Source organism: Paenarthrobacter sp. 10L420 (assembly GCF_056395385.1).
The window spans coordinates 1-24,567 of sequence record NZ_JBFTJK010000035.1; the positions used below are offsets into that span (position 1 = coordinate 1).

General features: G+C 61.3%; 20 protein-coding genes and 1 pseudogene. 11 read left to right on the forward strand and 10 right to left on the reverse strand.

From position 1 onward, the window contains the following. Window positions 1-214: 214 nt before the first annotated feature. Entirely contained in the window at window positions 215-3,883 is a 3,669-nt protein-coding gene (locus tag AC1DD5_RS24765) for a glycoside hydrolase family 32 protein (RefSeq protein WP_477523002.1), read from the forward strand. A gap of 103 nt (window positions 3,884-3,986) precedes the next feature. Here the strand turns inward: AC1DD5_RS24765 and AC1DD5_RS24770 are convergent, their stop codons facing one another. Continuing rightward, entirely contained in the window at window positions 3,987-4,265 is a 279-nt protein-coding gene (locus AC1DD5_RS24770; protein ID WP_224093305.1) for an HPr family phosphocarrier protein, read from the reverse strand. A 29-nt stretch (window positions 4,266-4,294) separates the two neighbouring features. After that, window positions 4,295-5,995 (reverse strand): phosphoenolpyruvate--protein phosphotransferase, encoded by a 1,701-nt coding sequence (gene ptsP / locus AC1DD5_RS24775; protein ID WP_477523003.1) that lies wholly within the window; start codon window positions 5,993-5,995, stop codon window positions 4,295-4,297. A gap of 129 nt (window positions 5,996-6,124) precedes the next feature. Here ptsP and AC1DD5_RS24780 point away from each other — a divergent pair, with 129 nt between their 5' ends. From AC1DD5_RS24780 to AC1DD5_RS24795, 4 genes are all read left to right on the forward strand, one after another. Then, window positions 6,125-6,847 carry a TetR/AcrR family transcriptional regulator gene (locus tag AC1DD5_RS24780; protein ID WP_442004478.1) on the forward strand — a complete coding sequence of 241 codons (723 nt, stop codon included), beginning with the start codon at window positions 6,125-6,127 and terminating at the stop codon, window positions 6,845-6,847. Window positions 6,848-6,913: 66 nt separating this feature from the next. Continuing rightward, window positions 6,914-8,944: a PTS mannitol transporter subunit IICBA gene (locus AC1DD5_RS24785; protein ID WP_477523004.1), complete on the forward strand. Its 2,031-nt coding sequence runs from the start codon at window positions 6,914-6,916 to the stop codon at window positions 8,942-8,944. Continuing rightward, on the forward strand, window positions 8,944-10,092 hold the full coding sequence (locus AC1DD5_RS24790) for a mannitol-1-phosphate 5-dehydrogenase (RefSeq protein WP_477523005.1): 1,149 nt from the start codon (window positions 8,944-8,946) through the stop codon (window positions 10,090-10,092). Before AC1DD5_RS24785 ends, AC1DD5_RS24790 begins: the two co-directional genes overlap by 1 nt. Before the next feature lie 286 nt (window positions 10,093-10,378). After that, complete coding sequence (locus AC1DD5_RS24795) at window positions 10,379-10,717, forward strand: DUF8129 domain-containing protein (protein ID WP_477523006.1); 339 nt, start codon at window positions 10,379-10,381, stop codon at window positions 10,715-10,717. Between the two features lie 75 nt (window positions 10,718-10,792). Here the strand turns inward: AC1DD5_RS24795 and cycA are convergent, their stop codons facing one another. The 5 genes from cycA to AC1DD5_RS24820 all read right to left on the reverse strand — a co-directional run bounded on the left by cycA (window position 10,793) and on the right by AC1DD5_RS24820 (window position 14,648). Continuing rightward, window positions 10,793-12,253: a D-serine/D-alanine/glycine transporter gene (cycA, locus tag AC1DD5_RS24800; RefSeq protein WP_477523007.1), complete on the reverse strand. Its 1,461-nt coding sequence runs from the start codon at window positions 12,251-12,253 to the stop codon at window positions 10,793-10,795. Between the two features lie 164 nt (window positions 12,254-12,417). Next, the gene (locus tag AC1DD5_RS24805) at window positions 12,418-13,179 is read right to left on the reverse strand and encodes an ABC transporter permease (protein ID WP_477523008.1); all 762 of its coding nucleotides are present in this window, start codon (window positions 13,177-13,179) and stop codon (window positions 12,418-12,420) included. Continuing rightward, the gene (locus tag AC1DD5_RS24810; protein ID WP_477523009.1) at window positions 13,176-13,955 is read right to left on the reverse strand and encodes an ABC transporter ATP-binding protein; all 780 of its coding nucleotides are present in this window, start codon (window positions 13,953-13,955) and stop codon (window positions 13,176-13,178) included. Before AC1DD5_RS24810 ends, AC1DD5_RS24805 begins: the two co-directional genes overlap by 4 nt. After that, entirely contained in the window at window positions 13,952-14,317 is a 366-nt protein-coding gene (locus AC1DD5_RS24815) for a DUF1048 domain-containing protein (protein WP_442004484.1), read from the reverse strand. The genes AC1DD5_RS24810 and AC1DD5_RS24815 overlap by 4 nt, the downstream gene beginning before the upstream one ends. A gap of 1 nt (window position 14,318) precedes the next feature. After that, window positions 14,319-14,648 carry a PadR family transcriptional regulator gene (locus AC1DD5_RS24820; protein ID WP_431117042.1) on the reverse strand — a complete coding sequence of 110 codons (330 nt, stop codon included), beginning with the start codon at window positions 14,646-14,648 and terminating at the stop codon, window positions 14,319-14,321. Window positions 14,649-14,733: 85 nt separating this feature from the next. Between AC1DD5_RS24820 and AC1DD5_RS24825 the strand changes: the two genes are divergently transcribed. Genes AC1DD5_RS24825 through AC1DD5_RS24835 form a run of 3 tightly spaced genes read left to right on the forward strand, consistent with a single transcriptional unit; the run spans window position 14,734 to window position 17,019 of the window. Further along, the gene (locus AC1DD5_RS24825) at window positions 14,734-15,258 is read left to right on the forward strand and encodes an N-acetyltransferase family protein (RefSeq protein ID WP_477518692.1); all 525 of its coding nucleotides are present in this window, start codon (window positions 14,734-14,736) and stop codon (window positions 15,256-15,258) included. 49 nt (window positions 15,259-15,307) lie between these two features. After that, window positions 15,308-15,757: a MarR family winged helix-turn-helix transcriptional regulator gene (locus AC1DD5_RS24830; RefSeq protein WP_442019132.1), complete on the forward strand. Its 450-nt coding sequence runs from the start codon at window positions 15,308-15,310 to the stop codon at window positions 15,755-15,757. Between the two features lie 23 nt (window positions 15,758-15,780). After that, the gene (locus tag AC1DD5_RS24835) at window positions 15,781-17,019 is read left to right on the forward strand and encodes an MFS transporter (RefSeq protein WP_477523010.1); all 1,239 of its coding nucleotides are present in this window, start codon (window positions 15,781-15,783) and stop codon (window positions 17,017-17,019) included. Between the two features lie 53 nt (window positions 17,020-17,072). Here AC1DD5_RS24835 and AC1DD5_RS24840 read toward each other — a convergent pair whose 3' ends face one another. Both AC1DD5_RS24840 and AC1DD5_RS24845 read right to left on the reverse strand, forming a co-directional pair. Beyond that, complete coding sequence (locus AC1DD5_RS24840; protein ID WP_477523011.1) at window positions 17,073-18,542, reverse strand: sugar porter family MFS transporter; 1,470 nt, start codon at window positions 18,540-18,542, stop codon at window positions 17,073-17,075. 341 nt (window positions 18,543-18,883) lie between these two features. Then, on the reverse strand, window positions 18,884-20,098 hold the full coding sequence (locus AC1DD5_RS24845; RefSeq protein ID WP_477523012.1) for a CaiB/BaiF CoA transferase family protein: 1,215 nt from the start codon (window positions 20,096-20,098) through the stop codon (window positions 18,884-18,886). 121 nt (window positions 20,099-20,219) lie between these two features. Between AC1DD5_RS24845 and AC1DD5_RS24850 the strand changes: the two genes are divergently transcribed. Further along, entirely contained in the window at window positions 20,220-21,059 is an 840-nt protein-coding gene (locus AC1DD5_RS24850) for an IclR family transcriptional regulator (protein WP_442018567.1), read from the forward strand. Between the two features lie 86 nt (window positions 21,060-21,145). On the opposite strand, the gene AC1DD5_RS24855 is transcribed toward AC1DD5_RS24850, so the two are convergent. After that, a complete protein-coding gene (locus tag AC1DD5_RS24855; RefSeq protein ID WP_477518698.1) occupies window positions 21,146-22,606 on the reverse strand; it encodes a purine-cytosine permease family protein in 1,461 nt (486 codons plus the stop codon). Window positions 22,607-22,872: 266 nt separating this feature from the next. Between AC1DD5_RS24855 and AC1DD5_RS24860 the strand changes: the two genes are divergently transcribed. Together AC1DD5_RS24860 and AC1DD5_RS24865 are read left to right on the forward strand one after the other, a co-directional pair. Beyond that, on the forward strand, window positions 22,873-24,063 hold the full coding sequence (locus AC1DD5_RS24860; RefSeq protein ID WP_477518699.1) for an acyl-CoA dehydrogenase family protein: 1,191 nt from the start codon (window positions 22,873-22,875) through the stop codon (window positions 24,061-24,063). A gap of 217 nt (window positions 24,064-24,280) precedes the next feature. Further along, window positions 24,281-24,567 (forward strand): annotated as a pseudogene (locus tag AC1DD5_RS24865) (urocanate hydratase); the annotation flags it as partial.

A 24,567-nucleotide genomic window follows, 5' to 3' on the forward strand; every position in this document is an offset into this window, starting at 1 on the left:
CCTCGGCGACCTGTTTCACCGACCGGTTCGTGGACAAAACAAGCCGCACAGCATCCTCACGGAAAGCCGCATCGTATTTTCTTCTGGGCGTGGTCATCTGAACTGAAGCTCCCATCAAGCTGTCTCACAAAACCATACGACCGCAGATCTTCTCTCACATCATGGGAGGTTTTTGGCGAACGCTCTCTCACCCCTGAGATCAAAGGCGATCTGAATGCATCAGAGAATAGTTGCCGGCCTCACGGCCACGGTCCTTGGTGTTGGCTTGGCCGGGACGGGGGTCGCTGCTCCGGCGGTGGCCCTCGATCCCCCGCCGGTCACCCTCAACAGCACCACGAGCCCCATTCCGGATGTCGTCGGAGTCAGCGGTTCGTGGACCCGGACAGCGCAGGGCGGGTACACCGCCGTCGCGCCTTCCGGCCAGAATGCGGCGGCCACCAGCGAGCAAGTGGTTGCAGGAACCGCCCGGTATACGGCCTCGGTGAAGGTCGACGCCGGGAGTCCCTACGGTGTGGGGGCGCTTGTCTTCCGCGCAACTCCCGACGCCGGTGCGGGTTACGCCGCGACGATCGACCCCAACCTGGACCGGGTGAGGTTGTTCGACCTCGCGACCGGACAGGACATCGTGGCTCCGGCCTCCGTAGCGCTGAATACTGGACGGGCCTACATCGTGGATGTCCATGTGGACGGCCCGCGAATCTATGTGGCCGTCGATGGAATCAAAAGGATTGACGCCACGGACTACCGCTACGAGTCGGGCCGGGTGGGCCTGCACGCGTTCAACGGGGCTGTGTCCTTCGGCAGTCCCGGCGTGCGGACCATTGATTCGAACGTCAGCGGCTGGACCGTAACGGACACGGGCTGGCAGGCCTCGGCCACCGGCTTCCTCGGAGTCGCGCCGTCGAACAGCAACATCCGGGCCATCGCCACGGGGCAGTCACCAACCGACGTCGACTTTTCCACAGACATCCAAGTCACCTCACAATATGGCGTGGGGACGGCACTGTTCCGCACCAACGACTCAGGTACATCGGGTTACGCGGCCGAGGTGGACCCGAACGCCGGACGTTTGCGCCTCTACAGGGTCTCGGACAACGCCACGCTGGGGACGTTCACCACTGCCATCACGGTCGGCCAGGTCTATCGCCTTCGGGTCACCGCGCTCGGTAATCAGTTGGCCGTCTACTGGCAGACCGACTTCCTGGACCCCGACGGCGTCATGCCGGCCATAACCGCTACGGATTCCGCCCACGCTTCCGGCCATGTCGGGCTGGGCTCCTTCAATGGAACCGCCGTGTTCCAGAGCATGACGCTTCGAGGACTTGAGACGTCGTTGCAGGGTTGGCGTGTTGCCTCCGGTTCGTGGGAACCCGACTCCGCTGGCCTGCGCGCCTACGCGGCGAGTGGCACAGCGGCGCGGTTCATTCCGGCGGTGGCGTCCGACGTCGTTGCCTCCTTGGACCTGACTGTCACCTCCCCGGCAACCGCCTCAGTGGTGGTCCGCAGCGGCGCCGACGGCAGCGGCGGCGTGGAACTGAGGATCGACCCTGGAGCGGGCACGGCGAAGCTGTACAACCGGGCCACTGGGGCGTTGCTGCACTCCGGCAACCTTCCCTCCACAAGCTTCAAAGCCAGCCAATTCAACCGCGTCCAGCTCGCTGTCCAGGGCAGCGAAGCGTCGGTGTTGATTAATGGCACGCCCGTGCTAAATGGCGCAGTACCGGCCTCCGCCGGAGAGGGTTTCGCCCTGCTGGCTACCGGAACGGCCTGGTTCCAGAACGTCCGTGCAGACGATGTGGATCAGTACATGAACGGCCTCTACCAGCCTGGCTACCACTACAGCCAGAACTGCGGGAACAGCTCAGACCCCAACGGACTGGTCTTTTTCGACGGCGAATATCATCTCTTCCACCAGGACCGCGGACGCTGGGCGCATGCCGTCAGCACAGACCTGATGCACTGGAAACAACTGCCCATCGCCCTCCCGCATATGGCCGCGGGGGAGTCGTGGTCTGGCTCGGCGGTGGTGGACGCCTCCGATTCCAGCGGCCTGTTCGACGGCGGATCCGGGCTCATCGCCTACTACACCAGCTTCAACCACGATGCCTGGAACGGAAACCAATCAGTTCGCGCCGCCTACAGCAAGGACAAGGGGCGCACCTGGCAGACGGTCCAGGCAGCTCCGGTGGTGGAAAACCCGGGTGGCCCCGACGGCGGGTGGGACTTCCGCGATCCCAAGGTCAACTGGGATGCGGCTTCCAGTAAATGGGTGATGGTGGTGGCTGCGGGCGATCACATCCGCTTCTACTCCTCCACAGACCTCATCCACTGGACGTTCGCCAGCACCTTCGGCTACGGCGACTGGGTTCGCGGGGGCGTGTGGGAATGCCCGGACTTCTTCGAAATGCCTGTGGAGGGACAGCCCGGGGTCAAGCGCTGGGTGCTGTGGTGGAGTACTGGTGCGGTCCGCCCTACCAACGGCTCCGCGGCGCAATACGTGACGGGCGCGTGGAACGGTACAGCATTTATGCCCGACACCACCGCTTCGCAGGTATTGCAGGCTGACCATGGCCGGGACTACTACGCAGCGATGAGCTTCTTTGGGGCGCCGGATGGCAGGCGCATCATGATTGGCTGGATGAGTAACTGGGACTACGCGTTCAGCCCGCCCACAGGCCGCTGGAATGGGCAACTGTCCATCCCGCGGGAGCTCAAACTCGCTGATGTTCCCGGCGCCGGGCTCCGGTTGACCCAGGCTCCCGTTGTGGAGGAGGAGTCCCTTCGGACGTCAACCTGGCAGGCCGCCGATGTCACTGTGACGCCGAGCTCCGCGAACGCGCTCGCGGGTGCTTCCGGACGATCTTTCGAGCTCGAAGCGGAGGTTGGGATTCCTTCTTCCGGTGGTGCCACCTTCTTCGCGTTCGGGCTGAGGAAAGGGGCCGGCTCAACTGGTACTCCCGCTCAAGAAACAATCGTTAAATACGACGCCGGTGCTGCCGCACTCACCGTGGATCGTGGCAATGCCGGACGCGAGGACTTCACCCGGTACTTCGCGTCCTCGGCGACCGACAATTCCTCGGCACCGTGGAGTTCCACAGTGATGGGATCCGAGCGCCGCGTGAAGCTCCGAATCCTGGTGGACGCATCCTCGGTGGAAGTCTTCGGTGGGGACGGGACCGCGGCCATCACCTCGCTGATCTTCCCGGACCCGTCCTCCACAGGCCTGTCCTTCACAGCCACCGGAGGGAATGCCCGGCTTGTGTCCGTCAAAGTACACCAGCTCAGCGACACGGCACGCCTGACTACCGCGCCGCCGTCGAACGTTTTGCCTGCCGCGGGCGGGACGGCTCGCCACAACCTTGGCACATATTCAGTGGTCCCCGGCGGCAAATGGGAGAGCACAGGCGCAGGCCTGGCAGGTACGTTCGACAAGGACTCGACGGCCATGAGCACAGCCACGTTCACTAATGTGCGCGTGCAGGCAACCGTGCGGTTCGGCGGTGAGGCCTATGCCGGCGAGATGCTCAACCGGGACTTGGCTCCGGAGAAAGGGTACGGCGGTGCGGGCTCGGTGTTGCTGAGATCCTCCGCCGATGGATCCAGCGCCTATTACGTGAACTTGGACCCGAACCTCCGCGTCGTGCGGGTGTTCTCGCTGAACAACGGCGTGTTTACGGTGCTCGCGAGCGTTCCGGCGGCCTTGGGCCATGGGGTGAGCTATGCCCTGGACACGTCAGCTGTTGGCAACAGGATCACGGTCTCTGTTGATGGAACGCAGCTGATCGATGTCACGGACACGGCGCTCACATCGGGCAAGGTCGGCGTCAACGTGTTCGACGGACGTGCGGCCTACCAAGACGTGGTGGTGTCCGCGCTGCCATAGGCCGGGCGAGCCCGATTCGATGACTCGCTGCAGACCAGACGACTCCTACCGTCTAGTACGCAGCGCATCATCGAATCGGGCAGCCGAACCCGCCGCGCAAGAACTACTCCGCGTCCAAATCCGTCTCCAGCAACGCCACCAGCGCGTCGAGGGCGGCGTCGGCGCCGTCGCCCTCGGCCCGCAGCACGACGACGTCGCCCTTAGCGGCACCGAGCGTCATGAGCGAAAGGATGCTGGCGGCGTCGAGGGCTTCGTCGGCGGGTTCGCCCTGCATGGCAATGGTGACTTCCACCGGCTGCTCACCTGCCGCTTCGGCGAACAAGGCGGCGGGCCGGGCGTGCAGGCCGGAGCGGCTGGCGATGGTGGCTGTGCGTTCGGGCATGGGTTTCTCCTAAAGGTCGGAAGTGAAAATTAAAGGCCGAGCTCTTCGAGCACAGGGAGCTTGGCGCGGACCCAGTCGCGGGCCTCGATAGCGCTCGGGGCGGTGAGGGCCAGCCGGGCGAGTTCCTGCGCCTGCTCCAGGGTGACGGTTTTCAGCACAGTCCCGACGGCGGCCAGCGAGCGCGCGGTCATGGACAGCGTGCTGACGCCGAGTCCGGTAAGTACGACGGCGAGGGCGGGGTCCGCGGCTGCCTCGCCACAGACGCCCACGGGTTTGCTGGCGCCTTCCCGGCCTGATGCTTCCTGCGCTGCACCTTCCACTGTGAGCTGCACCAGCCTCAGGACGGCGGGCTGCCACGGAGTATTCAGTTCCGCGAGGGGCCCGAGTTGGCGGTCGGCGGCCATGGCGTACTGGGTGAGGTCATTGGTGCCCAGCGAAGCGAAGCCAACTTCCCGGAGCACGGAGGCCGCGGTCAACGCAGCCGAGGGAACTTCCACCATGACACCAGGGGTTTGGATGCCGGCAGCAGCACACAATGAGGCGAACCGACCGGCCTCCGCAGCCGTGGAAATCATCGGGGCCATGACCCAGACGTCGGCTTCGGATTCAGAAGCGGCCCGGGCAATGGCTTCCAGTTGGCGCTCCAAAACGCCCGGCGTGGTGAAGTCTGTCCGGTAGCCGCGAACACCAAGGGCGGGGTTGGGTTCGGTGGCGTCCGTGAGGAAGGGGAGGGGCTTGTCGGCGCCGGCGTCGAGGGTCCGCAGCACAACTTTTTTGCCCGGGAACGCGTCAAAAACAGCCTTGTACGCTGCGGCTTGTTCGTCGACAGAGGGCTCGGTGTCGCGCTCGAGGAAGCAGAACTCGGTGCGGAACAGGCCAACACCCTGGGCGCCGAGGCTCGCTGCTGCCACCGCATCCTTGGCCCCACCCACGTTGGCGAGAAGCGGGACCAAGTGGCCGTCCGCCGTCGTGCCGTTTCCGTCGAAGGCGGCCAATGTTGCCGACGTTTCCGCCCAGGCTGCCGCAAATGAACGCTGCTCCTCCGAGGGGGAGACCACCACGAGGCCGGCGGCCCCGTCCACGTAAACCTCCCTGCCATCTGCAACAGAATCCACGCCATGCGCCGCCACCACAGCCGGCAGGCCAAGCGAGCGCGCGATGATCGCCGTGTGCGACTGCGGTCCGCCGCCCGAGGTCACCAGGGCCAGCACCTTCTCAGGGTCAAGGGTTGCTGTGTCTGCAGGGGCGAGGTCCTCCGCCAGCAAAATGAACGGCGACTCCGACGAAGGGATGCCTGGCGCGGGGACTCCACGCAGCTCAGCCACAATGCGGGCGCGCACGTCCAGCACGTCCGTGGCGCGTTCGGCCATGTAGCCGCCCAGATTGTGCAGCATTTCAGAAACGGAGGCGCCGGCTTCCCAGATGGCCCGTTCGGCGGACGAGCCCGCGTTGATGAGCTTGGCCGCCGATTTTAGGAGCATGGTGTCCTTGGCCATGAGCGCGGTGGCCTCGAGGACGGCCTTGCCGTCGCCGGAGGCAGAATCCGCGCGCCCCTTGAGTTCGTCGTGGACAGCTTGCGCTGCGGCTTTTAAGCCCGCGACGGCGTCCTCCGGACTGACGTCTGTGGCCAACCGCTCGCCCGACGGCGGTTCACTCACCGGTTTGGGCATCTGGCGGACGGAACCAATGATGCGGCCAGGGCTTACCCCTACTCCTTGGAAATTCTGCACTGAATCCTCTGTTCCTGCGTGTTGGTTCAGACCCACCGGCAACGGCACCACGAGCCTGCGAAACTAGCCTACAAAATTCTCTTGTGAGCCACTTCATATAGCAACGCTATAGGTGCTAGGGTAGCGGTTATGAGTTTCGATGACCAGCTTCCGCCAAAAGTTCGGTTGCTCCGTGCAGCTGCTGAATTGTTGGCAAATTCGGAAGGGTCAGCAGTCTCTACCCGCCAGATCACGGCGTTGGCCGGGGTTACGGCCCCAACGCTCTACCACCACTTTGGAGACAAAGAAGGACTGTTCGACGCCGTCGTTTCCGCCGGTTTTGAAGAGTACGTGGCAGGGGAGCGGGACTTTGCCCCGTCCGGGGAGCCCTTGGAAGATGTCCGGCGGATGTGGGACAACCACGTCCAGTTCGGGCTGAGCCAACCCCACCTGTATCTGGTGATGTTCGGCAATATCAGGCCGGAAAGCCGCCCAGCAATCGTGGCCGATGCTGAAGCGCTTCTGGAAGAAATGCTGAACAAGGCCGCTATCGCCGGTCAGATCAACGTGCCGCCCCGCGAAGCGGCACGAAGCATCCTCGCGGCCAACGTGGGTGTAACGCTCATGCTCATCGCCGAACCGGTGGAAGAAAGGAACCTCGAGCTCTCAACGATGACCCGGGATTCCATGATTTTCGCCGTCTCCACGGATACCGCCCGTGGCGCCGCACCGGAGGACTCCGGTAAGTCCTCCGTGGTTGTTGCGGCAATCGCCCTGAATGCGGCACTGCAGGCCTCGCATTCAGACCAACTTTCCAGCTCTGAATTGAAGCTCTTCCTTGAGTGGCTTCACCGCATTTCCAGCAGCTCCTAAGGCTGTTCTCTCTCGATCTATATCGACTGACCCCGCGCCGCCGCGGGACACACGTTAGGAATTCACATGGCAACAGAGACCGTTGCGAAGCCCCGCACCAGCCTGCGCGTGGGCGTCCAAAAGTTCGGAACATTCCTGTCCGGCATGATCATGCCCAACATTGGCGCCTTCATCGCCTGGGGCCTCATTACGGCCCTGTTCATCAAAGAAGGGTGGATTCCAGTCGCGGAACTTGGCGGTTTCGGGACCAACGCTGAGGGGGTGGCCAACCCCGGCCTCGTTGGCCCTATGGTCAAGTACCTGTTGCCGCTGCTGATTGCCTATACTGGCGGCCGCATGGTCTACGACGTTCGCGGCGGCGTGGTGGGCGCTATTGCCACCATGGGCGTCATCGCGGGTACAAGCTCTCCGATGTTTATTGGCGCCATGATCATGGGCCCGTTGGGTGGCTGGACCATCAAGCAGCTTGACCGCCTGTGGGATGGCAAGATCCGCCCCGGCTTCGAAATGCTGGTGAACAACTTTTCCGCCGGCATCTGGGGCGCAGCACTGGCCTTGGGTGGCTTCTACGGCCTCTCATATATCGTCAAGATCTTCACCGACGGCGCAGGAACGGTGGTCCAGTTCCTGGTCAACAATGGCCTGCTCCCACTGACCAGCATCTTCATTGAGCCTGCAAAGGTTCTCTTCCTCAACAACGCCATCAACCACGGCGTGCTGACCCCACTTGGCATCCAACAATCCCTGGATCACGGCAAGTCCATCCTGTTCCTGCTTGAGGCCAACCCTGGCCCGGGCCTGGGTATCCTGCTGGCTTACATGTTCTTCGGCCGCGGCGCAGCAAAGGCTTCGGCACCGGGCGCAGCGATCATCCACTTCTTCGGTGGCATCCACGAGATCTACTTCCCGTACGTCCTGATGAAGCCGATCCTGATCCTCGCTGCCATCGGTGGCGGCATGACGGGCATCGCAACCCTGGCGATCACCAACTCCGGCCTCGTGGCTCCCGCCGCGCCAGGATCCATCATCGCCGTGATCGCCCAGACTTCCCGTGACAGCTATGTCGGCGTGATCCTCGCCGTAGTCCTGGCAGCCACTGTTTCCTTCCTGATTGCTTCACTGATCCTGCGCACCTCCAAGGACAAGGGAGAGGCCGATCTCACCGAAGCCACATCGCGTATGGAGGCCATGAAGGGCAAGAAGAGCTCCGTATCTTCAGCCTTGGTTGGCGACAGGATGGGCGACCGGGCAAGCGATCGTAGCGGCACCGTTCTTACCCGCCCCGTTCAGAACATCGTGTTCGCCTGCGACGCCGGGATGGGCTCCAGCGCAATGGGGGCCTCGGTCCTGCGCAACAAGATCAAGGCCGCCGGCTTCCCCGGCGTCAAGGTCACCAACTCGGCCATCGCCAACCTGAGCGATACCTACGACGTCGTCGTTACCCACGAAGACCTCACCGAACGCGCCCAGCCCCGGACAGCCAGCGCAGTGCACTACTCGGTGGACAACTTCATGAACAGCCCGAAGTACGACGAAATCGTTGAGCTGGTCAAGACGAGCAACACCGAAGGCCCGGCCGCCGCGTCCGCCGACGGAGCTGTTGAAGCAACAGCAACCCCCGCCCACGGTGCCCATGCCGCCGAGCCAGCTCCCGCCGTCGGGGGTAAGGAAGTACTGCTCCCCGAAAGCGTTGTGCTGAACGGAATGGCGCACGACCGTGATGCTGCGATCGACGAAGCCGGGCAGCTCCTGCTGGACCGCGGCGCCGTGGATGTCAGCTACGTGCACGCCATGCACGAACGCGAGGAATCCGTGTCCACGTATATGGGCAGCTTCCTGGCGATCCCGCACGGCACCAACGATGCCAAGGAGCACATCAGGCACTCGGCCGTTTCCATCATCCGGTACCCCGAGGGCATCGACTGGGGTGGCAAGCAAGTGAAGTTCGTGGTCGGCGTGGCTGGCCTTAACAATGAGCACCTCCACATCCTGTCCTCTATCGCCAAGATCTTCACCAACAAAGCCCAGGTGGCCCAGTTGGAGGAAGCGGCCACGGTTGAGGAAGTGCTGGAGCTGTTCGGAAAGGTCAACGCATAGTGAAGGCAGTCCATTTTGGGGCAGGCAACATCGGACGAGGCTTCGTGGGGCTGTTGCTGCACGAAGCAGGCTACGAGGTGGTGTTCGCGGATGTTGCGGATGCACTGATCAGCCAGCTCGCCTCCGCTAGCAGCTACGACGTCCATGAGGTGGGCGAGAACCCTGCGGTCAAAACCGTGGACGGGTTCCGTGCGCTGAACTCGAGTACGCAGGAAGATGCCGTTGTTGAGGAAATTTCGACGGCGGATGTGGTCACCACTGCGGTGGGGCCACACATCCTGAAGTTCGTGGCACCGGTGATCGCACGTGGGCTGGCGGCACGGGAGCCTTCGTTGCCACCGTTGCAGGTGATGGCGTGCGAGAACGCCATCAACGCGACGCACCTCCTGGAAGTGGAGGTCCGTGCGGCCTGGGACGACTCCGCGGCTGATTTGGACTCAGTGGCTGTCTTTGCGAATACGGCAGTGGACCGCATTGTCCCGAATCAGGAGCCGGGCCAAGGCCTGGATGTCACGGTGGAGACGTTCTACGAATGGGTCATCGACCGCACGCCGTTCGGTGACCACGTCCCCGTCATTCCTGGAGCCACTTTCGTGGACGAGCTTGGCCCGTACATCGAGCGCAAGCTGTTCACGGTGAACACCGGCCACGCTTCTGCTGCGTACTTCGGGTACGCGGCGGGTCTGGAGAAGATCTCCGAGGCCATGGCTGATCCGTCCGTGGCGGCGAAGGTCAGGGCTGTGCTGGAAGAGACCAAGGAACTGCTCGTGGTCAAGCACGGATTCGTGGAGGCAGAGCAGGAAGCGTACGTGCAGAAGATCCTGTCCCGCTTCACCAACCCGTACCTGCCGGATACCGTGGTTCGCGTCGGCCGTGCTCCGCTGCGGAAGCTTGGCCGGCACGAGAGGTTTGTCGGCCCAGCGGCAGAGCTGGCCGAGCGTAGTGTCACTCCGGTCGCGTTACTGGAGGCGATGTCGGCCGCGCTTCGTTTCGACGACGGATCCGACGACGAAGCCGTGGAACTCGCAAACATGCTCTCCGAGCTGGACGCGGCTGCCGCCGTCGAGCGCATTACCGAACTTCCGCCGTCGCACCCGCTGTTCCCGGCGATCCAGAAGCTCATAGAGGACCGCAAAGCCGAAGCCTGATCCCTCTCTCACGTCCTGCGGCTTTTTGCCGGACGTTCTCTCACGTCCTGCGGCTTTTTGCCGGACGTTCTGTCACGTCCTGCGGCTTTTTGCCGGACGTTCTCTCACATACGAAAAGCGCGACGTCGGCACCCAACCCTTGGGTGCCGACGTCGGCCGTTATACCGCTCCTCCGGAAAGATCAGCAGCCTTATTTTCTTCTCCGAACGCTGCTACGTTGGCATTGTTAGCTGACGTTGATTGCCGGTCAGGACGCTGACCCGCAGCGGACAACAGGAGGTCTTCAGTGAACGAAATCCCTCAGCACAGTGAGTTGCCCTTGGCGGATTACGACCATATTCCCAGTGGAACCTTGCCGTCACGTATTTCTGGCCTTGACCGGAACGGCATCGAGCAGCTGCTTAGCTACGAACGGGCACACGGCAGCAGGCTCCCCGTCATCCAGGTACTTGAGCACCGGCTGGAAGCACTCAAGAACGGCGCTGAGCCGAGCGGAACAAGCTTGCCGACTACCCCCGAAGTCAGCCAAACGAGCACTGGTTCGCACGTCAGCCCCGCAACTGCGGGACCGCCAGTCAACCCGCCGTCGCAGGGGGTTCCGGGCAATCCGTCACAGCCGCGATGAACTCACCGAAACCGTGTGGGATCTGAGAGAACATCGCCCAAAACCCCGCAGGATGTGAGAGAGGATCGGAGGGGGTTAGCGCGCTTCCGCCGTTTCGGCTTCCGCCATTGCCTTCCATTCGGCCACGCGGGCCTGATGCAGCGGCGATTTGCGGACCACGGCGTAAGCGATGCCAAGAATCGCGAACCAGATAGGCGTCACCAGCAGGGCCGTGAGAGTGTCCGGCTGCGTGGTGAGGGCCCAAACCAGGAACGCGAAGAAGGCGAACACCACCCACACCATCGGAATGCCGCCGGGCATCTTGAACGGCGACGCCGCGTGCTGCTCGGGACGGCGCTTGCGGTACACGAGGTAGCTGGCCAGGATGATCGACCAGACGAACATGAAGCAGACCGCTGACACTGTGGTCACCATGTCGAACGCTGCGCCGACGTCCTTGCCCGCGTAGAGGAGTACGACGCCGGCCAGCAGCAGGACGCACGAAAGGAACAGTGCGTTCTGGGGTACTTTGCGGCTGGAGAGCCGGCCGAATACCTTGGGTGCGTCGCCATCGTTGGCCAGGCCGAACACCATGCGCGACGTCGAGTAGATGCCCGAGTTGGCCGAAGACATGGCCGAGGTGAGCACCACGAGGTTGACCACCGTTGCCGCCATGCCGAGGCCTGCCAGGGAGAACATGGCGATGAACGGGCTGTGTCCTGCCTTGAACTCGGTCCACGGGGTGACGGACATGAGGATCACGAGGGCGCCTACGTAGAAGAGCATGACGCGCAGGGGGATGGCGTTGATGGCGCGGGGCAGGTTGTGCTCCGGGTTCTTGGTTTCGGCTGCGGCAGTGCCCACCAGCTCGATGCCCACGAACGCGAAGACGGCGATCTGGAAACCGGCCACGAAGCCCATGAATTCCTTGGGGAAGAACCCGCCATGGCTCCAGAGGTTGGTGAAGCTGGCGGTGCCGGCGTTGGACTGGAAGCCCGTGAAGATCATGACCAGGCCAACGACGATCAGCGCGACGATTGCAACGATCTTGATGAGCGCGAACCAAAATTCGGTTTCGCCGAATGCCTTCACGGTGGGGAGGTTCAGGAGGAGCAGGATGATGATGGTCGCAATTCCCGGGACCCACAGTTGAACGCCTGGCCACAGTTCATTGGCATAGCCGGCAATGGCGATGACGTCGGCAACACCGGTGACCACCCAGCAGAACCAGTAGGTCCAGCCGGTGAAGAAGCCTGCCCACGGGCCCAGGAGATCGCCGGCGAAGTCGCTGAAGGACTTGTAGTTCAGGTTGGACAACAGGAGTTGGCCCATGGCGCGCATGACGAAGAAGAGCATGAAGCCGATGATCATATACACGAAGATCACGGAGGGTCCAGCCACGGAGATGGTTTTGCCCGAGCCCATGAAGAGGCCCGTTCCGATGGCCCCGCCGATGGCCAGGAGCTGGATGTGGCGGTTGCTGAGCGAGCGTGACAGATGGGGCTCGCTGTCCCTGCTGGAGACGCCGGTCTGCGCCTGTGTTGTCTGATCGGACATTAGTTCAAGAACCCTTCGAAGAGCCCACCAAAATGGTGACGGCCGTTACAAATCTGTTTCGATAAAGCTATAGCTAATGTCTGACCAATGGCTAATCGGCCCTCACGGCGAAAGCTCCCCTGTGGAAAACGGGGGAGCTTAGGCCTGGTTTGGACGACTATCGCTTAGGCGATCTGCCGCCGATACGCAGCCGCCGCGAATGCATAGGCGAGCACGAGGATACCCAAGCACCATGCCAGGGCGATCCAGATGTCGCCGCCCACGGGACGCTGTGCCAACAGATCCTGGATGGTGTTCACGATGGACGTGACGGGCTGGTTCTCGGCGAACCAGCGGACTGGTCCGGGCATGGTCTCCGTGGGGACGAAGGCCGAGCTGATGAATGGCAGGAAGATCAGCGGGTAGGAGAACCCGCCGGCGCCATCCACGGACTTCGCAGAGAGGCCCGCGATGATGGCGATCCAGGTGAGCGCCAAGGTGAAGAGTGCCAGGATTCCCGCAATTGCCAGCCAGTCCAGCACGCTTGCCGACGTCCGGAAGCCCATGAGGAGGGCCACGGCCACAATGATCACCAGCGAGAGCCCGTTGGCTACCAGCGAAGTGAGAACGTGCGCCCACAGAACCGAAGAGCGTGCGATCGGCATGGACTGGAACCGCTCGAAGATGCCGCTCTGCATGTCCGTGAACAAGCGGACCGCCGTGTAGGCGATGCCGGAGGCGATTGCGATCAGCATGATGCCCGGCAACAGATAGTTCACGTAGTTGTCCGTATCAGTCCTGATCGCGCCGCCGAACACGTAAACGAACAACAACATGAGGGCGATTGGAGTGATCGCGGTAGTGATGATGGTGTCCACGCTGCGGAAGATGTGCCGCATTGAGCGGCCCAGCAGCACGGACGTGTCGGCGAAGAAGTGGGTGCTCATGACCTGTCCTTTACTGACTCGTTGTTACCAGTGCCAACCAAGGCCAGGAAAATGTCCTCCAGGCTCGGTTGCTTCTCGACATACTCGATCTTGGCCGGCGGCAGCAGTTGCTTGAGCTCGGCAAGGGTGCCGTTCGCGATAATGCGTCCCTCGTGCAGAATGGCAATCCGGTCCGCGAGTTGCTCTGCTTCGTCGAGGTACTGCGTGGTGAGCAGGACCGTGGTCCCTTGGTTCGCGAGGTTCTTGACGATCTGCCACACGTCGAGGCGGGCTTCGGGGTCAAGGCCGGTGGTCGGTTCGTCCAGGAAGATCACCTTCGGGTTGCCGATCAGGCTCATGGCGATGTCCAGGCGGCGACGCATACCACCGGAGTATGTCGACACCTTGCGGGATCCTGCCTCAGTGAGGCTGAACTGAGCCAGCAACTCGTCGGCGATCATGCCTGGGTTTTTCAGGTGACGCAGCTGCGCCACCAGGATCAGGTTCTCCTTGCCGGACAGGACCTCGTCCACTGCGGCGAACTGCCCGGTCAGGCTGATGGACTGCCTTACTTGGAGCGATTCGGTGGCAACATCAAAACCCTCGACGGCGGCAGCGCCGGCGTCGGCTTTCAGCAGGGTGGACAGGATCTTCACCATGGTGGTCTTGCCCGCTCCGTTGGAGCCGAGGAGGGCGAAAATGCTGCCGGCCGCTACCTCAAAATCCACCCCGCGCAGAACATGGAGATCCTTGTACGACTTCTCGATGCCCTCTACCCGGATTGCCGTTGCGGTCATGATTCAGCCTCCTTAGCTTTATCGACAGCCTTCGTGAGGCGCTCGCGTTCCTTATCAATCCAGCGCTTCCCGCCGTAGGCCTGGGCAAAGGCCTCCGCGAATTCGATCGGATCTTCGCCCACGATCCCGCTCACGGGCGTTCCGTCGATGGCGGCACGTTCCCACAGATCTGCGAGGTCCGTGAACATCTGCACCATGGTGTCCCCTTCGGTAACCCCGCCGTAGTACATGAGGTACCGATTGAAGGCCGTGGCCACCGTGAGGTAGGGCTCGGGCAGGGCATCCAGCCGAGCCTTGGCCTGCTTGTACTGCTTCTTCTGCTCGAGCGAACCGGTCACCAGTTCGATCCATTTTGCTGCCATGTCAGTTTCCTTCCTTGCGGAGCTCTTCAAGCCGTTCGGACAAGAAGCTCCAGGTGTTCCAGAATTCGTCCAGTTCGTTTTTGCCCTGCGCGTTGAGCGTGTACACCTTGCGGGGTGGTCCCTTTTCGGACGGGCGCTTTTCGACGTCCACCAGCCCCTTTTGTTCGATCCTGACGAGCAGCGCGTACACAGTGCCCTCAGCGATCTCGGTGAAGCCCTGCTCCCGGAGCAGTGTGGTGATCTCGTATCCGTACGCTGCCTTTCCAGTCAGGAGGGCCAGCACAATGCCCTCCAATGTGCCTTTGAGCATCTCCGTCATCTGCTTGCCCATCGGACACCTCCTTCACTACTCAGTATTACTAGCTACCACTACATAGTAGAACTAAGTACCGGTACTTAGCAATACTGAGTTCTGAATGAAATGGCATGCTGGGGTGGTGACCACAGACCCTGCCGCCGCGCCCGCTTTGATGACTGCCGACGTCGACTCCGGAACCTTCAGTCTTCGACGCGCTACCAAGGCTGATTTGCCGCGAATCCTTGCGTTGCTGGTAGATGATCAGTTGGGCGCTACCCGCGAAAATCTGGACGACCTTGCGCCGTACGAGCGTGCTTTTGAAATGATCGACGGCGACCCCGCCCACCTCCTGGTGGTGGGTGAACTCGGCGGGGAGGTTGTCGCCACTTTCCAGCTCAGTTATCTCCCAGGCCTGTCGCGCAGGGGATCGTTGCGTGCCCAGATCGAGGCCGTCCGTGTGGACGATGCGCTCCGCGGGCAGGGAGTGGGCGCGCTCATGATCCAGTGGGCGATCGATCAGGCGCGGGCGCGGGGATGCTCCCTGGTCCAGCTGACCACTGACAAGTCCCGCGCGGCTGCACATCGTTTCTACGAGCGATTGGGTTTTGTCGCTAGCCATGAGGGCATGAAGCTGAAGCTTTGACCTGCTTACGCTTGACTCTTAGGGCACCTAACTATTAGGCTACCTAAATATGACGAGCACTTCGGCTTCCGACCCCCGGCTTCTCCATATAGCGCAGCAATTCCGCGAATCACTGCGCCTGGGCGTGTACATGTTCCGCCGCCTGGATCCGGAAGGTGAACTCACCGCAGCGCAGCTCAGCCTGCTCTCGATGATTTCCGACGGCGGACTCCGCGTGGGTGACATCGCCAAGAACCTGGGGATCAAGGTCCCCAGCGCCACCGAGCAGATCATCAAACTCGAACGCTCAGGCCTCGTCAGCAGGCAGCCCGACGTCAACGATTCCCGCGCAGTCCAGGTGGTCATCACTAAAGCCGGGACCGCCGCCGTCGAATCTGCCAACCAGCGCCGAAACGCGATGGTGGCGGGGTTGCTCCAGGAGCTCAGCAGCGATGAAATCGAGCAGCTCGCCGCGGCGCTCCCCATCATCAGCAAGCTCAACAGCTCATTCCAGAACTAAACGCACCGACAAGGAGCCCTTGAATGTCACGCCAACTGGCTGACGCTTCAGAAAGCGCCGAAACAACCATCGAAACCACCCTCGAAGCTGAAAAGGCTTCTTTCCTCAAGCAGCCCAAGGCCGTGTGGGCCACCGCGCTCGCTGCCGTATTCGCGTTCATGGGCATCGGGCTCGTGGACCCGATCCTGCCGGCAATCGCCAAGAACCTGGACGCGTCAACCAGCGAAGTTTCCTTGCTCTTCACCAGCTACTTCCTGGTGACGGCGATCGCGATGTTGATCAGCGGCTTCGTGTCCTCGCGTATCGGCGGGAAGAAGACGCTCCTGATCGGGCTGGCTGTGATCGTGGTGTTCGCATCGTTGTCCGGTTTGTCCGGCAGTGTTGAGCAGTTGGTGGGTTTCCGTGCTGGTTGGGGATTGGGTAACGCCCTCTTCGTCGCGACCGCCCTTGCCGTGATCGTCGGTGTGGCCAGTGGTGGTACCGGAACGGCCATCATTCTCTACGAAGCAGCGCTCGGCCTGGGTATCTCGCTGGGCCCGCTTCTTGGGGCCTTGTTGGGCGGCTGGCAGTGGCGGGCGCCGTTCTTTGGAACCGCGGTCCTCATGGCTGCTGCTTTTATCGCACTGCTGGCTTTGCTTCCCAAGACGCCCGCTCCCGCCAGGAAGTCACGTCTGCGGGATCCGCTCCTCGCTCTGGGACACAAGGGCCTCAGCACCACGGCGGCAAGCGCCCTGTTCTACAACTACGGCTTCTTCACCATCCTCGCCTTCACGCCGTTCATCCTCGGCATGGACGCATACGGCATCGGGGGAGTGTTCTTCGGTTGGGGAGTTGCCGTCGCCGTGTTCTCGGTGTTCGTAGCTCCCGTGCTGCAGAAGCGTTTCGGCGCCGTAAAGGTCCTGACCGGCACCTTGGCCGCGCTGATGCTCGACCTCGTTGGGCTGGGACTTGCTGCCGGACACTCGGTGACTGCCGTCGTCGTGCTTGTCATCGTGGCGGGTGCCCTGCTGGGCATCAACAACACGATTTACACCGAACTGGCCATGGGCGTCTCCGATTCTCCGCGACCCGTCGCATCCGCCGGCTACAACTTTGTGCGGTGGATGGGCGGTGCGCTGGCCCCGTTCGCCGCCGCCCAGCTGGGCGAGCACTTTGGGCCGCAGGTGCCCTTCTTTGCTGGTGCCGTTGCCATGGTAATCGCGATTCTCATCGCCTTCGGCGGACGCAGCTACCTGAAGTCGCACGAGCCGCACCTGGTGTAGTCGCGCCCTTACCCACGAAAAAAGCCCGACGGAATCCGCCGGGCTTTTTCGTGCTACTTCGGCTCGTTGGACGTGACCGGCAGCGGCGCCACCGGTGCACCCTTGGGGACGAAGAGCGTCTCGGCCTGTTCCAGCGACATACCGTTCGTCTCCGGAACCCTGAACATCACAAAGAAGAACGACGCCGCAGCGAACGCCGCGTACAAGGCGTACGTCAGTGGCAGCGAACCCGCCGCCATGATGGGGAAGCTGAGCGTGATGGCAAAGTTGGCAATCCATTGCGCGGCCGCCGCCAGTCCGAGTGCGCGCGCCCGGATCCGGGACGGGAAGATCTCGCCAAGCAGCACCCACACGAGCGGGCCCCAGGAAGCCCCGAAGCTGATCACGAAGACGTTGGCCGCCACGAGGGCAACCGGGCCCCAAGCGCCGGGGAGGCTGATCTCGGAGCCAGTACCAACAGCGGAGGAAAAGGCCAGCGCCATGACGCCGAGCGAGACAGCCATGCCGATGGAACCGGTCAGCAGGATGGGGCGGCGGCCAATGCGGTCCACCAGCGCGATGGCTACCAGGGTCACCAGAATGTTGGTCACCGAGGTGGCAACCGAGATGGTCAGGGAGTCTTTTTCCTGGAATCCGACTGCTTTCCAGAGCGTGGTGGAGTAGTAGAAGATCACGTTGATGCCAACGAATTGCTGCAGCACCGACAGGATGATGCCGATCCACACCACTGCCTGCAGCCCGAATGTCTTGCCGCGCAGGGAACCCTTCTTAGTGGACAGCTGGTCCTGCTGGATGGATTCGCGGATGTCCCGGATGTGCCGTTCAGTATCGTCGTTGGGGATGAGGGTATCGAAAATGGTCCGGGCTTGGTCTTCCTTGCCGTTGAGCACCAGGAAATGCGGCGACTCGGGCAGGCGGAATGCGATCCAGCCGTACACGGCAGCCGGCACGGCGCAGGCGATGAACATCCAGCGCCAGGCTTCCATCCCGAGCCAGAACGTGCTGCCGGCGCTGCCGGCGGAATTGGCCAGGACGGCGTCGGACAGCAGCGCCGCGAAGATGCCGGTAGTGATGGCGAGCTGCTGAAGCGACGCCAAACGGCCACGAACGTGCCGTGGGGAGATCTCGGAAATGTATGCCGGGGCAATGACCGAAGCTAGGCCGATGCCCAAGCCTCCCACCAAGCGCCAGAAGATCAGGTCCCACACACCAAAAGCCAGTCCTGTTCCTACGGAGCTCACCAGAAACAGGAGGGCGCCGATCTTCATCGCCGGGATGCGGCCATAGCGGTCGGCGACTTTGCCGGCCAGGTAGGCGCCCAGCGCGCACCCCAGCAAGGCGACGGCGACGGCAAAACCAGTGACGGCTTCGCTCATCAGGAATTCGTCCTTCATGGCATCCACGGCACCGTTAACCACGGAAGAATCGAAGCCGAACAGGAAGCCGCCCACCGCTCCAGCAACGGCCAGGCCGATCACTTTCCTGGACACTGGGGGCACGCCTACGGTGCTGGGATTGGACATGGGTCTCCCTTGGGAATGGTGGTGTGGGATTCACGGTGCGGGACGTCGTCGGCTGTTCCGACGGGGACGCCGGTGCACACGCGCTACACAGTGTGGCACGCCCCATCCGCCAAGTTCCAGTCAAGGGGATTCAGATGACGTGCATTCACTAAATTAACGCAGCGGTCCTGATTGATGACTGAGGGTGGGCTGGGAGGGTTGCATCTTCCGTGGGGAGTAGGGAAAGCGACCTTTGGCGCTACTACTTGAACGCAAAAGCACGACGGCGGCAGGTGCGTCGCGAGTCAAACGCACGTGCCGCCGTCGCCGGCTTCCACGTCAACAAGCCCGGCTCCAAAGTGCTATCGGCGGTTTTTGACCGTACTGCCAGTCCATTGCGAAATGAGGTGGTTATGTTGACCAAGCTGTGGAGCCGGGCGTGGTGGCACGGACCCTGTTAGACGCAAGGGGGACGCCAGGGTAGCGAATCCGTCTTCCTCCAGAGCCACCAGACCGCGTTCCTGTGCGTGCTCATTGGTAAGGGCATCCCTAATGGAACGCACCTGCGCAACGGGAACCTGATGGTGCTCCAACAGGGCCACGGCTTTCTCTGTTGCCATGGCGCCAAGGGCATCTTCCAACTCAATGCGGAACTCGGCTGAATGCCTGTTTCTCGCGGTCTGCTGGCTGAATCTCGTATCGGACAGCCACCTGTTTCGATCGAGAGCCGCCGCTAACCTGGGAAACAGTCGGTCGCCTGCAATGGCTATGGCGATTGAGCCGTCCATCGTCTTATAGGTGCTGAATGGCGTGGACATGGCGTGGTCGTTGCCGCAGGCTGTAGGTTCTTCTCCGTGCAGGGCGCGCATGCCTACTGATTCCAAAATGGAAACCAGGCTGTCCAGCATTGCCAAGTCGATGTGTTGGCCTTTTCCGGTGGTATGGCGTTCCTGAAGAGCGGCCAGTGCGGCAGTAGCCCCATAAATTCCAGGAATGACGTCACCGAGGCTGACTCCTACTCGCGTCGGCTCGCCGTCAGGCCAGCCGGTGACCGACATGAGACCGCTCATGGCCTGGGCGATCAAGTCATAGGCGGGGGCGTTGCGAAGCTTGCTGGTTTGCCCGAATCCACTGATGCTCACCACGATGAGACGCGGATTGATCTGCCGTAGTTTTTCTGCACTGATGCCGAGGCGTTCCATGACTCCCGGACGGAAGTTCTCAACCAGGATGTCCGCTGTTTTGGCAAGGTCGACGAGAGTGCTGGAATCTTCGTCGTCCTTCAAGTTAAGGGTGATGCCGTACTTGCTTCGGTTGAACAGCCGGTAATAGCCCGATTGACCGTTGACACTTGGGCCGAAGTGGCGCGAGTCGTCTCCCTCGGGACTCTCAACCTTGATGACCTCGGCGCCCAGGTCGGCAAGGATCATTGCACAGAAGGGGCCAGCGAGAACGCGGGAAAGATCCAGGACCCGGATACCGTGGAGTGCGCCTTGAGATCGCGAAGCTGTGGCATCTTCCGGCTGTCCATCGTGCACGGGCAGAAGGCCGGAAGAGACTCTTTGCGTGGTGGTCATTTGTGTTCCTTACATTGGCAGGTCTTCTTGGTTCCATCTCAACAGCACGCCCTTTTGGAATGAAGTGAAGGACCTCCAAGTTGTCCGACATACCGGACGATACGAGGAGTATGCTTCGGACATGAACGGAGCTTTGCCGAGATCGAAAGCGCCCGCTGCCGCGCAGGTACTTGCCGTGTTGAGGTACGTTGCGGGTCAAGCGGGACCAGTGAGCGCTTCAGCAATTGCGAGGGACGTAGGGCTGCCTCGGTCCACTACATATCAACTGATCTCTGCGTTGATTGATGATGGATTCCTGCTGCATCTTCCCGAGGAGAGAAAATATGCGCTTGGAGTTACGGCCCACGAGCTGGGGACCGGCTATTCGCGTCAGGCTCCTCTTCAGCGCATAGCGCGCTTTCCATTGGAGCGACTGGTCGCCCGTACGAGGCGGACAGCACACCTCGCGGTGATGCATGGGAGGGACGTCGTTTATGTCATTGAGGAACGTGCTCCCCGGCAGCGTCCCCTGGTGACGGATACCGGGGTAAGGCTGCCCGCTCATTTGACCGCGAGCGGAAGGGCAATGATGTCGCAGATGGACCGTGCCCAAGTCTCGGCGCTCTTTCCTGGCCCGGAAGCCTTTTCGGCCCGGAACAGCAATGGTCCTCAATCAGTGCCCGCACTGGAGGATCTCCTGGCAAGAGCGCGTACCCTCGGTTACGCCTGGGAGCAGGACGAGATTACTGAGGGCTTTTCCTCCGTGGCCGTTGCTGTACTGGATAGGCAACGATATCCCGTAGCAAGCGTGACGTTGACTGTTTCTAACCGGGCATTCCTACCGAGCGAGAGGCGTCTTAGAAACGACGACGAGTCGGCTGAGGAGAGGGCATTAAGGATCGAAGACGTTGCCCGGACCTGGATCCCAGAGGTTAATCGGTGTGCCCGGGAGATCTCACGGAGGCTTGGAACCCACAACTGACGAAAACGAGCAGCTGGGCGCCTTGAGGGGCGCCCAACTGCTCGTTTTGCATCTCCTCGCCGCGCTTTGTTGGGCGAGCTAACGCTTTAGTGGTTTAGGGCTGTGCCCACTCCGGCAGGGACAGCATCGACGGGATAGATCATTTCGCTCGGGGCGGTCGAATTCCGCTTAGCCAAGGGGAAATACAGGGCTGCTGTCACAACCAGTCCGACCAACCAGGAGATGTCGGCTCCGCCCAGCAGCTCAGTCATCGGACCGGTGTACAGGGCTTGGGCCAGGAATGGTATCTGGACGAGAATACCCGCAGCGTAGGACAGCAACGCAGTCTTGTTCCACCGCCCGTACCGTCCGTTCAAGTCGTAGAGTGCCGGGATATCCACCTTTTCCTTGGAAACCAGGTAGTAATCAACAAGATTGATGGAACTCCACGGGATGAAGACCATCAGCAAGAGCAGCACGAAGTTCTTGAAGTTTGCTATGAAATCCGGTGAGGCGACAACAGCAATGACTACGGACAATCCAATGAAGCCCACCACGTACGCGAAGCGGGTCCACGTTGCCACCTTGGTCTTCCTGGTAAACGCTGTAACGGACGTGAGCATCGTCATGTATCCGCCGTAGGCGTTGAGAGTGTTGACTGTCAGTTTGCCGATGACGATGACCAAGTAAATTACGAGTGCTATGGCACCTCCACCGCTGAGCCCTCCAAGGAATGCAACCTGTCCGTCCAGGAACCTCGAACCCTTCGGCAAGGCAAGGGAGGCGAAGAGCGCGCCGAGAGTCATGGACCATTGAGAGCCGATAACCGTGCCCAGGTAGCAAGCCCAGAAGGTCTGGCGTACCGGCGTTTTCGATGGGAGATAGCGGGAGTAATCGGCAACGTAAGGGCCGTATGTCAACTGCCACCCAGCGCTGAGGGAAACGGCCAACAGGAATGTGGGGAACTGGAACTCAGCGGATCCGAGGAGCGCACCCACATCATGGCTGGTAAACAAACGAATGCCCAAATACCCAAAGCCCAGGATGCCGGCAACCGTCGCGATGCGCCCCATGAGGTGGATGTACCGGTAACCCAATGTTGCAACAAGGATTGTTAGGGCCCCGAAAATCACCATACCCACAGCGGGTGTGCCCGTCTGCAGGATCTGATCCACTGCCTGGCCGGCAAGCACAGTTCCAGTGGCGGCAAAGCCGAGATACATGATGACAACCAAAATCAGGGGAATTACTGCACCCAGGATGCCGAACTGTGCTCGGCTGGAAATCATCTGTGGCAGTCCCAGACGCGGTCCTTGGGCGGCGTGCAGCGCCATCACTGCAGCACCCAGAAGATTGCCGATTAAGAGGCCGATAATGGCCCATAGCGCGTCTGCTCCGAAAAGTACCGCCAAGGCGCCATCAACGATCGCAGTGATCTGCATGTTGGCCCCAAACCACAAAGTAAATTGCTGGGCTGGTGAACCATGGCGTTCGTTTTCGGGAACGAAGTCGATGGAACGCCGCTCGACCCGTGTCCCGCCTGCCCCAGTATTTGTTGCTGTCTGCATGGTGTTCCTTAATTATTTGAACGGAGAGTCCAGGTCCCCCTACCTGCGATCCATCTGAGCATGATCGGTGTTTTACATCACGAAAAACAAGTCACGTTCCGTCCGGTATTTCGGACGATGTCTCGAAAACTGTGACCTGAGCCATTTCGCGGTCCTCCGACGTATACCTTCAGAAAAGACTGCCGAACGCTGAAGCTTCCCGAGACGCTCCCTTCTGGCCGTTCATTGAAACCACCTTCCCGTACACGCCTTCAATGGAGGACCGCATGACTACACAATCTGTTGCCAAGGTAGATCTCCCCTATTCCGATGGGGACTTCTTCCACTTTGAATCGATGCTTCCCGCCAACGAATCTTGCCGTCTGGATGAGATAAGGAGCTGGCTTGAGGCGGAGGTCCGCCCAGTAGCAGCTGACCACTGGAACCGTAGCGAGTTTCCCCAACACCTGATTCCCAAGGTTGCGGAACTCGACATCATCAGTCCTGTCCGCCGACAGGGGCATTCCCACCTTTTTGCCGGCATGTTGACGGCGGCAATCCACAGGGTTGACGCGTCCTTCGGGACATTCTTCAGTGGCCACGACGGCTTGTTCACGGGTTCCATTGAGCTGCTGGGTTCCGAGGAGCAGAAGGCTGACTGGCTACCGGATTTCTACTCCCTCAAAAAGACTGGCGTCTTTGCCATTACTGAACCGTTGGCTGGTTCCGATGTTGCCGGAGGGACTCGGACCACGGCGCGTCGGGATGGGGACAACTGGATCCTCAACGGCGAAAAGCGATGGATCGGCAATTCGACGTTTTCGGACTACGTGATTGTCTGGGCCAAGGACACCCATGATGAGCAAGTTAAGGGCTTCCTCGTAGACACGTCAACGCCAGGGTTCAAGGCGACGCTTATTCCGAACCGAATAGCATTGCGCGCGGTGCAGAACGCCGACATCGTTCTGGAAGACGTGATCGTCCCCAACGGTATGAAGCTCGCGGGAGCGAACAGCTTCCGTGACACCAACAAGGTCCTGAAGAGCACACGTGCCACTGTCGGTTGGCAAGCCGTGGGACTTCAAATGGCCGCCTTTGATGTGGCACGCAAATATGCAGTAGAACGCCACCAATTCGGCAAGCCCATCGCGAGCTTTCAGCTGATCCAAGAACAACTTGTCACCATGCTGTCCAACGCCCAAAGTTCCATGGGCATGATGGTCAGGCTGGCCCAGCTCGAGGACGAAGGCAGGTCCAAGAACGAGCATTCGGCGATGGCAAAGGCATTCGTCACAAAACGGATGCGCGAGTCGGTCGCCATCGGCCGCAGTGTCCTCGGTGGCAACGGGGTGGCCGTTGACTACGAGATGGCAAAGATCTTCTGCGATGCGGAGGCCATCTATACATACGAAGGGACATATGAAATCAACACCTTGGTGGCTGGCCGGGCGATCACGGGACTTGCGGCGTTCGTTTAGCACCCCCTGCCATCCCAAAGCGATGAGTGCTTCATCATCCCTTCCATCGTCCGGTACTTCGGACAGGATGCTCGCTTTTTCCTCCCTCAACCTAGGAAAATCCGGCCTACTTAGATCAGTAGCTCGTGGGCATAAAGAGACTCAGATATGAAGCTCCCTGTGCTTGGAGACAAACCATGGATCAAACGTTCCATGGATATTTCACGAAGGAGTCATCATGGCACCCGCCGATTTCACTACTGGTGCCCGTCCGGTTAAGGCCGCGCGGGGTACTGAGCTTACTGCCAAGTCGTGGCAGACTGAGGCGCCGTTGCGTATGTTGATGAACAACCTGGATCCGGAGGTCGCTGAGCGTCCTGATGATTTGGTGGTTTACGGCGGCACGGGCCGTGCTGTCCGGTCCTGGGCTGCGTTTGATGCGATCACCCGGACCCTGGAGACGATGGAGAAGGACGAGACCCTGCTGGTGCAGTCCGGCAAGCCGGTGGGTGTGTTCCGGACCCA

Coding starts and splice junctions, on each gene's coding strand:
- AC1DD5_RS24765 (WP_477523002.1), top strand. CDS start 215: ATGCATCAGAGAATAGTTGCCGGCCTCACGGCCACGGTCCTTGGTGTT.
- AC1DD5_RS24770 (WP_224093305.1), bottom strand. CDS start 4,265: ATGCCCGAACGCACAGCCACCATCGCCAGCCGCTCCGGCCTGCACGCC.
- AC1DD5_RS24780 (WP_442004478.1), top strand. CDS start 6,125: ATGAGTTTCGATGACCAGCTTCCGCCAAAAGTTCGGTTGCTCCGTGCA.
- AC1DD5_RS24785 (WP_477523004.1), top strand. CDS start 6,914: ATGGCAACAGAGACCGTTGCGAAGCCCCGCACCAGCCTGCGCGTGGGC.
- cycA (WP_477523007.1), bottom strand. CDS start 12,253: ATGTCCGATCAGACAACACAGGCGCAGACCGGCGTCTCCAGCAGGGAC.
- AC1DD5_RS24805 (WP_477523008.1), bottom strand. CDS start 13,179: ATGAGCACCCACTTCTTCGCCGACACGTCCGTGCTGCTGGGCCGCTCA.
- AC1DD5_RS24810 (WP_477523009.1), bottom strand. CDS start 13,955: ATGACCGCAACGGCAATCCGGGTAGAGGGCATCGAGAAGTCGTACAAG.
- AC1DD5_RS24815 (WP_442004484.1), bottom strand. CDS start 14,317: ATGGCAGCAAAATGGATCGAACTGGTGACCGGTTCGCTCGAGCAGAAG.
- AC1DD5_RS24820 (WP_431117042.1), bottom strand. CDS start 14,648: ATGGGCAAGCAGATGACGGAGATGCTCAAAGGCACATTGGAGGGCATT.
- AC1DD5_RS24825 (WP_477518692.1), top strand. CDS start 14,734: ATGAAATGGCATGCTGGGGTGGTGACCACAGACCCTGCCGCCGCGCCC.
- AC1DD5_RS24830 (WP_442019132.1), top strand. CDS start 15,308: ATGACGAGCACTTCGGCTTCCGACCCCCGGCTTCTCCATATAGCGCAG.
- AC1DD5_RS24835 (WP_477523010.1), top strand. CDS start 15,781: ATGTCACGCCAACTGGCTGACGCTTCAGAAAGCGCCGAAACAACCATC.
- AC1DD5_RS24840 (WP_477523011.1), bottom strand. CDS start 18,542: ATGTCCAATCCCAGCACCGTAGGCGTGCCCCCAGTGTCCAGGAAAGTG.
- AC1DD5_RS24845 (WP_477523012.1), bottom strand. CDS start 20,098: ATGACCACCACGCAAAGAGTCTCTTCCGGCCTTCTGCCCGTGCACGAT.
- AC1DD5_RS24850 (WP_442018567.1), top strand. CDS start 20,220: ATGAACGGAGCTTTGCCGAGATCGAAAGCGCCCGCTGCCGCGCAGGTA.
- AC1DD5_RS24855 (WP_477518698.1), bottom strand. CDS start 22,606: ATGCAGACAGCAACAAATACTGGGGCAGGCGGGACACGGGTCGAGCGG.
- AC1DD5_RS24860 (WP_477518699.1), top strand. CDS start 22,873: ATGACTACACAATCTGTTGCCAAGGTAGATCTCCCCTATTCCGATGGG.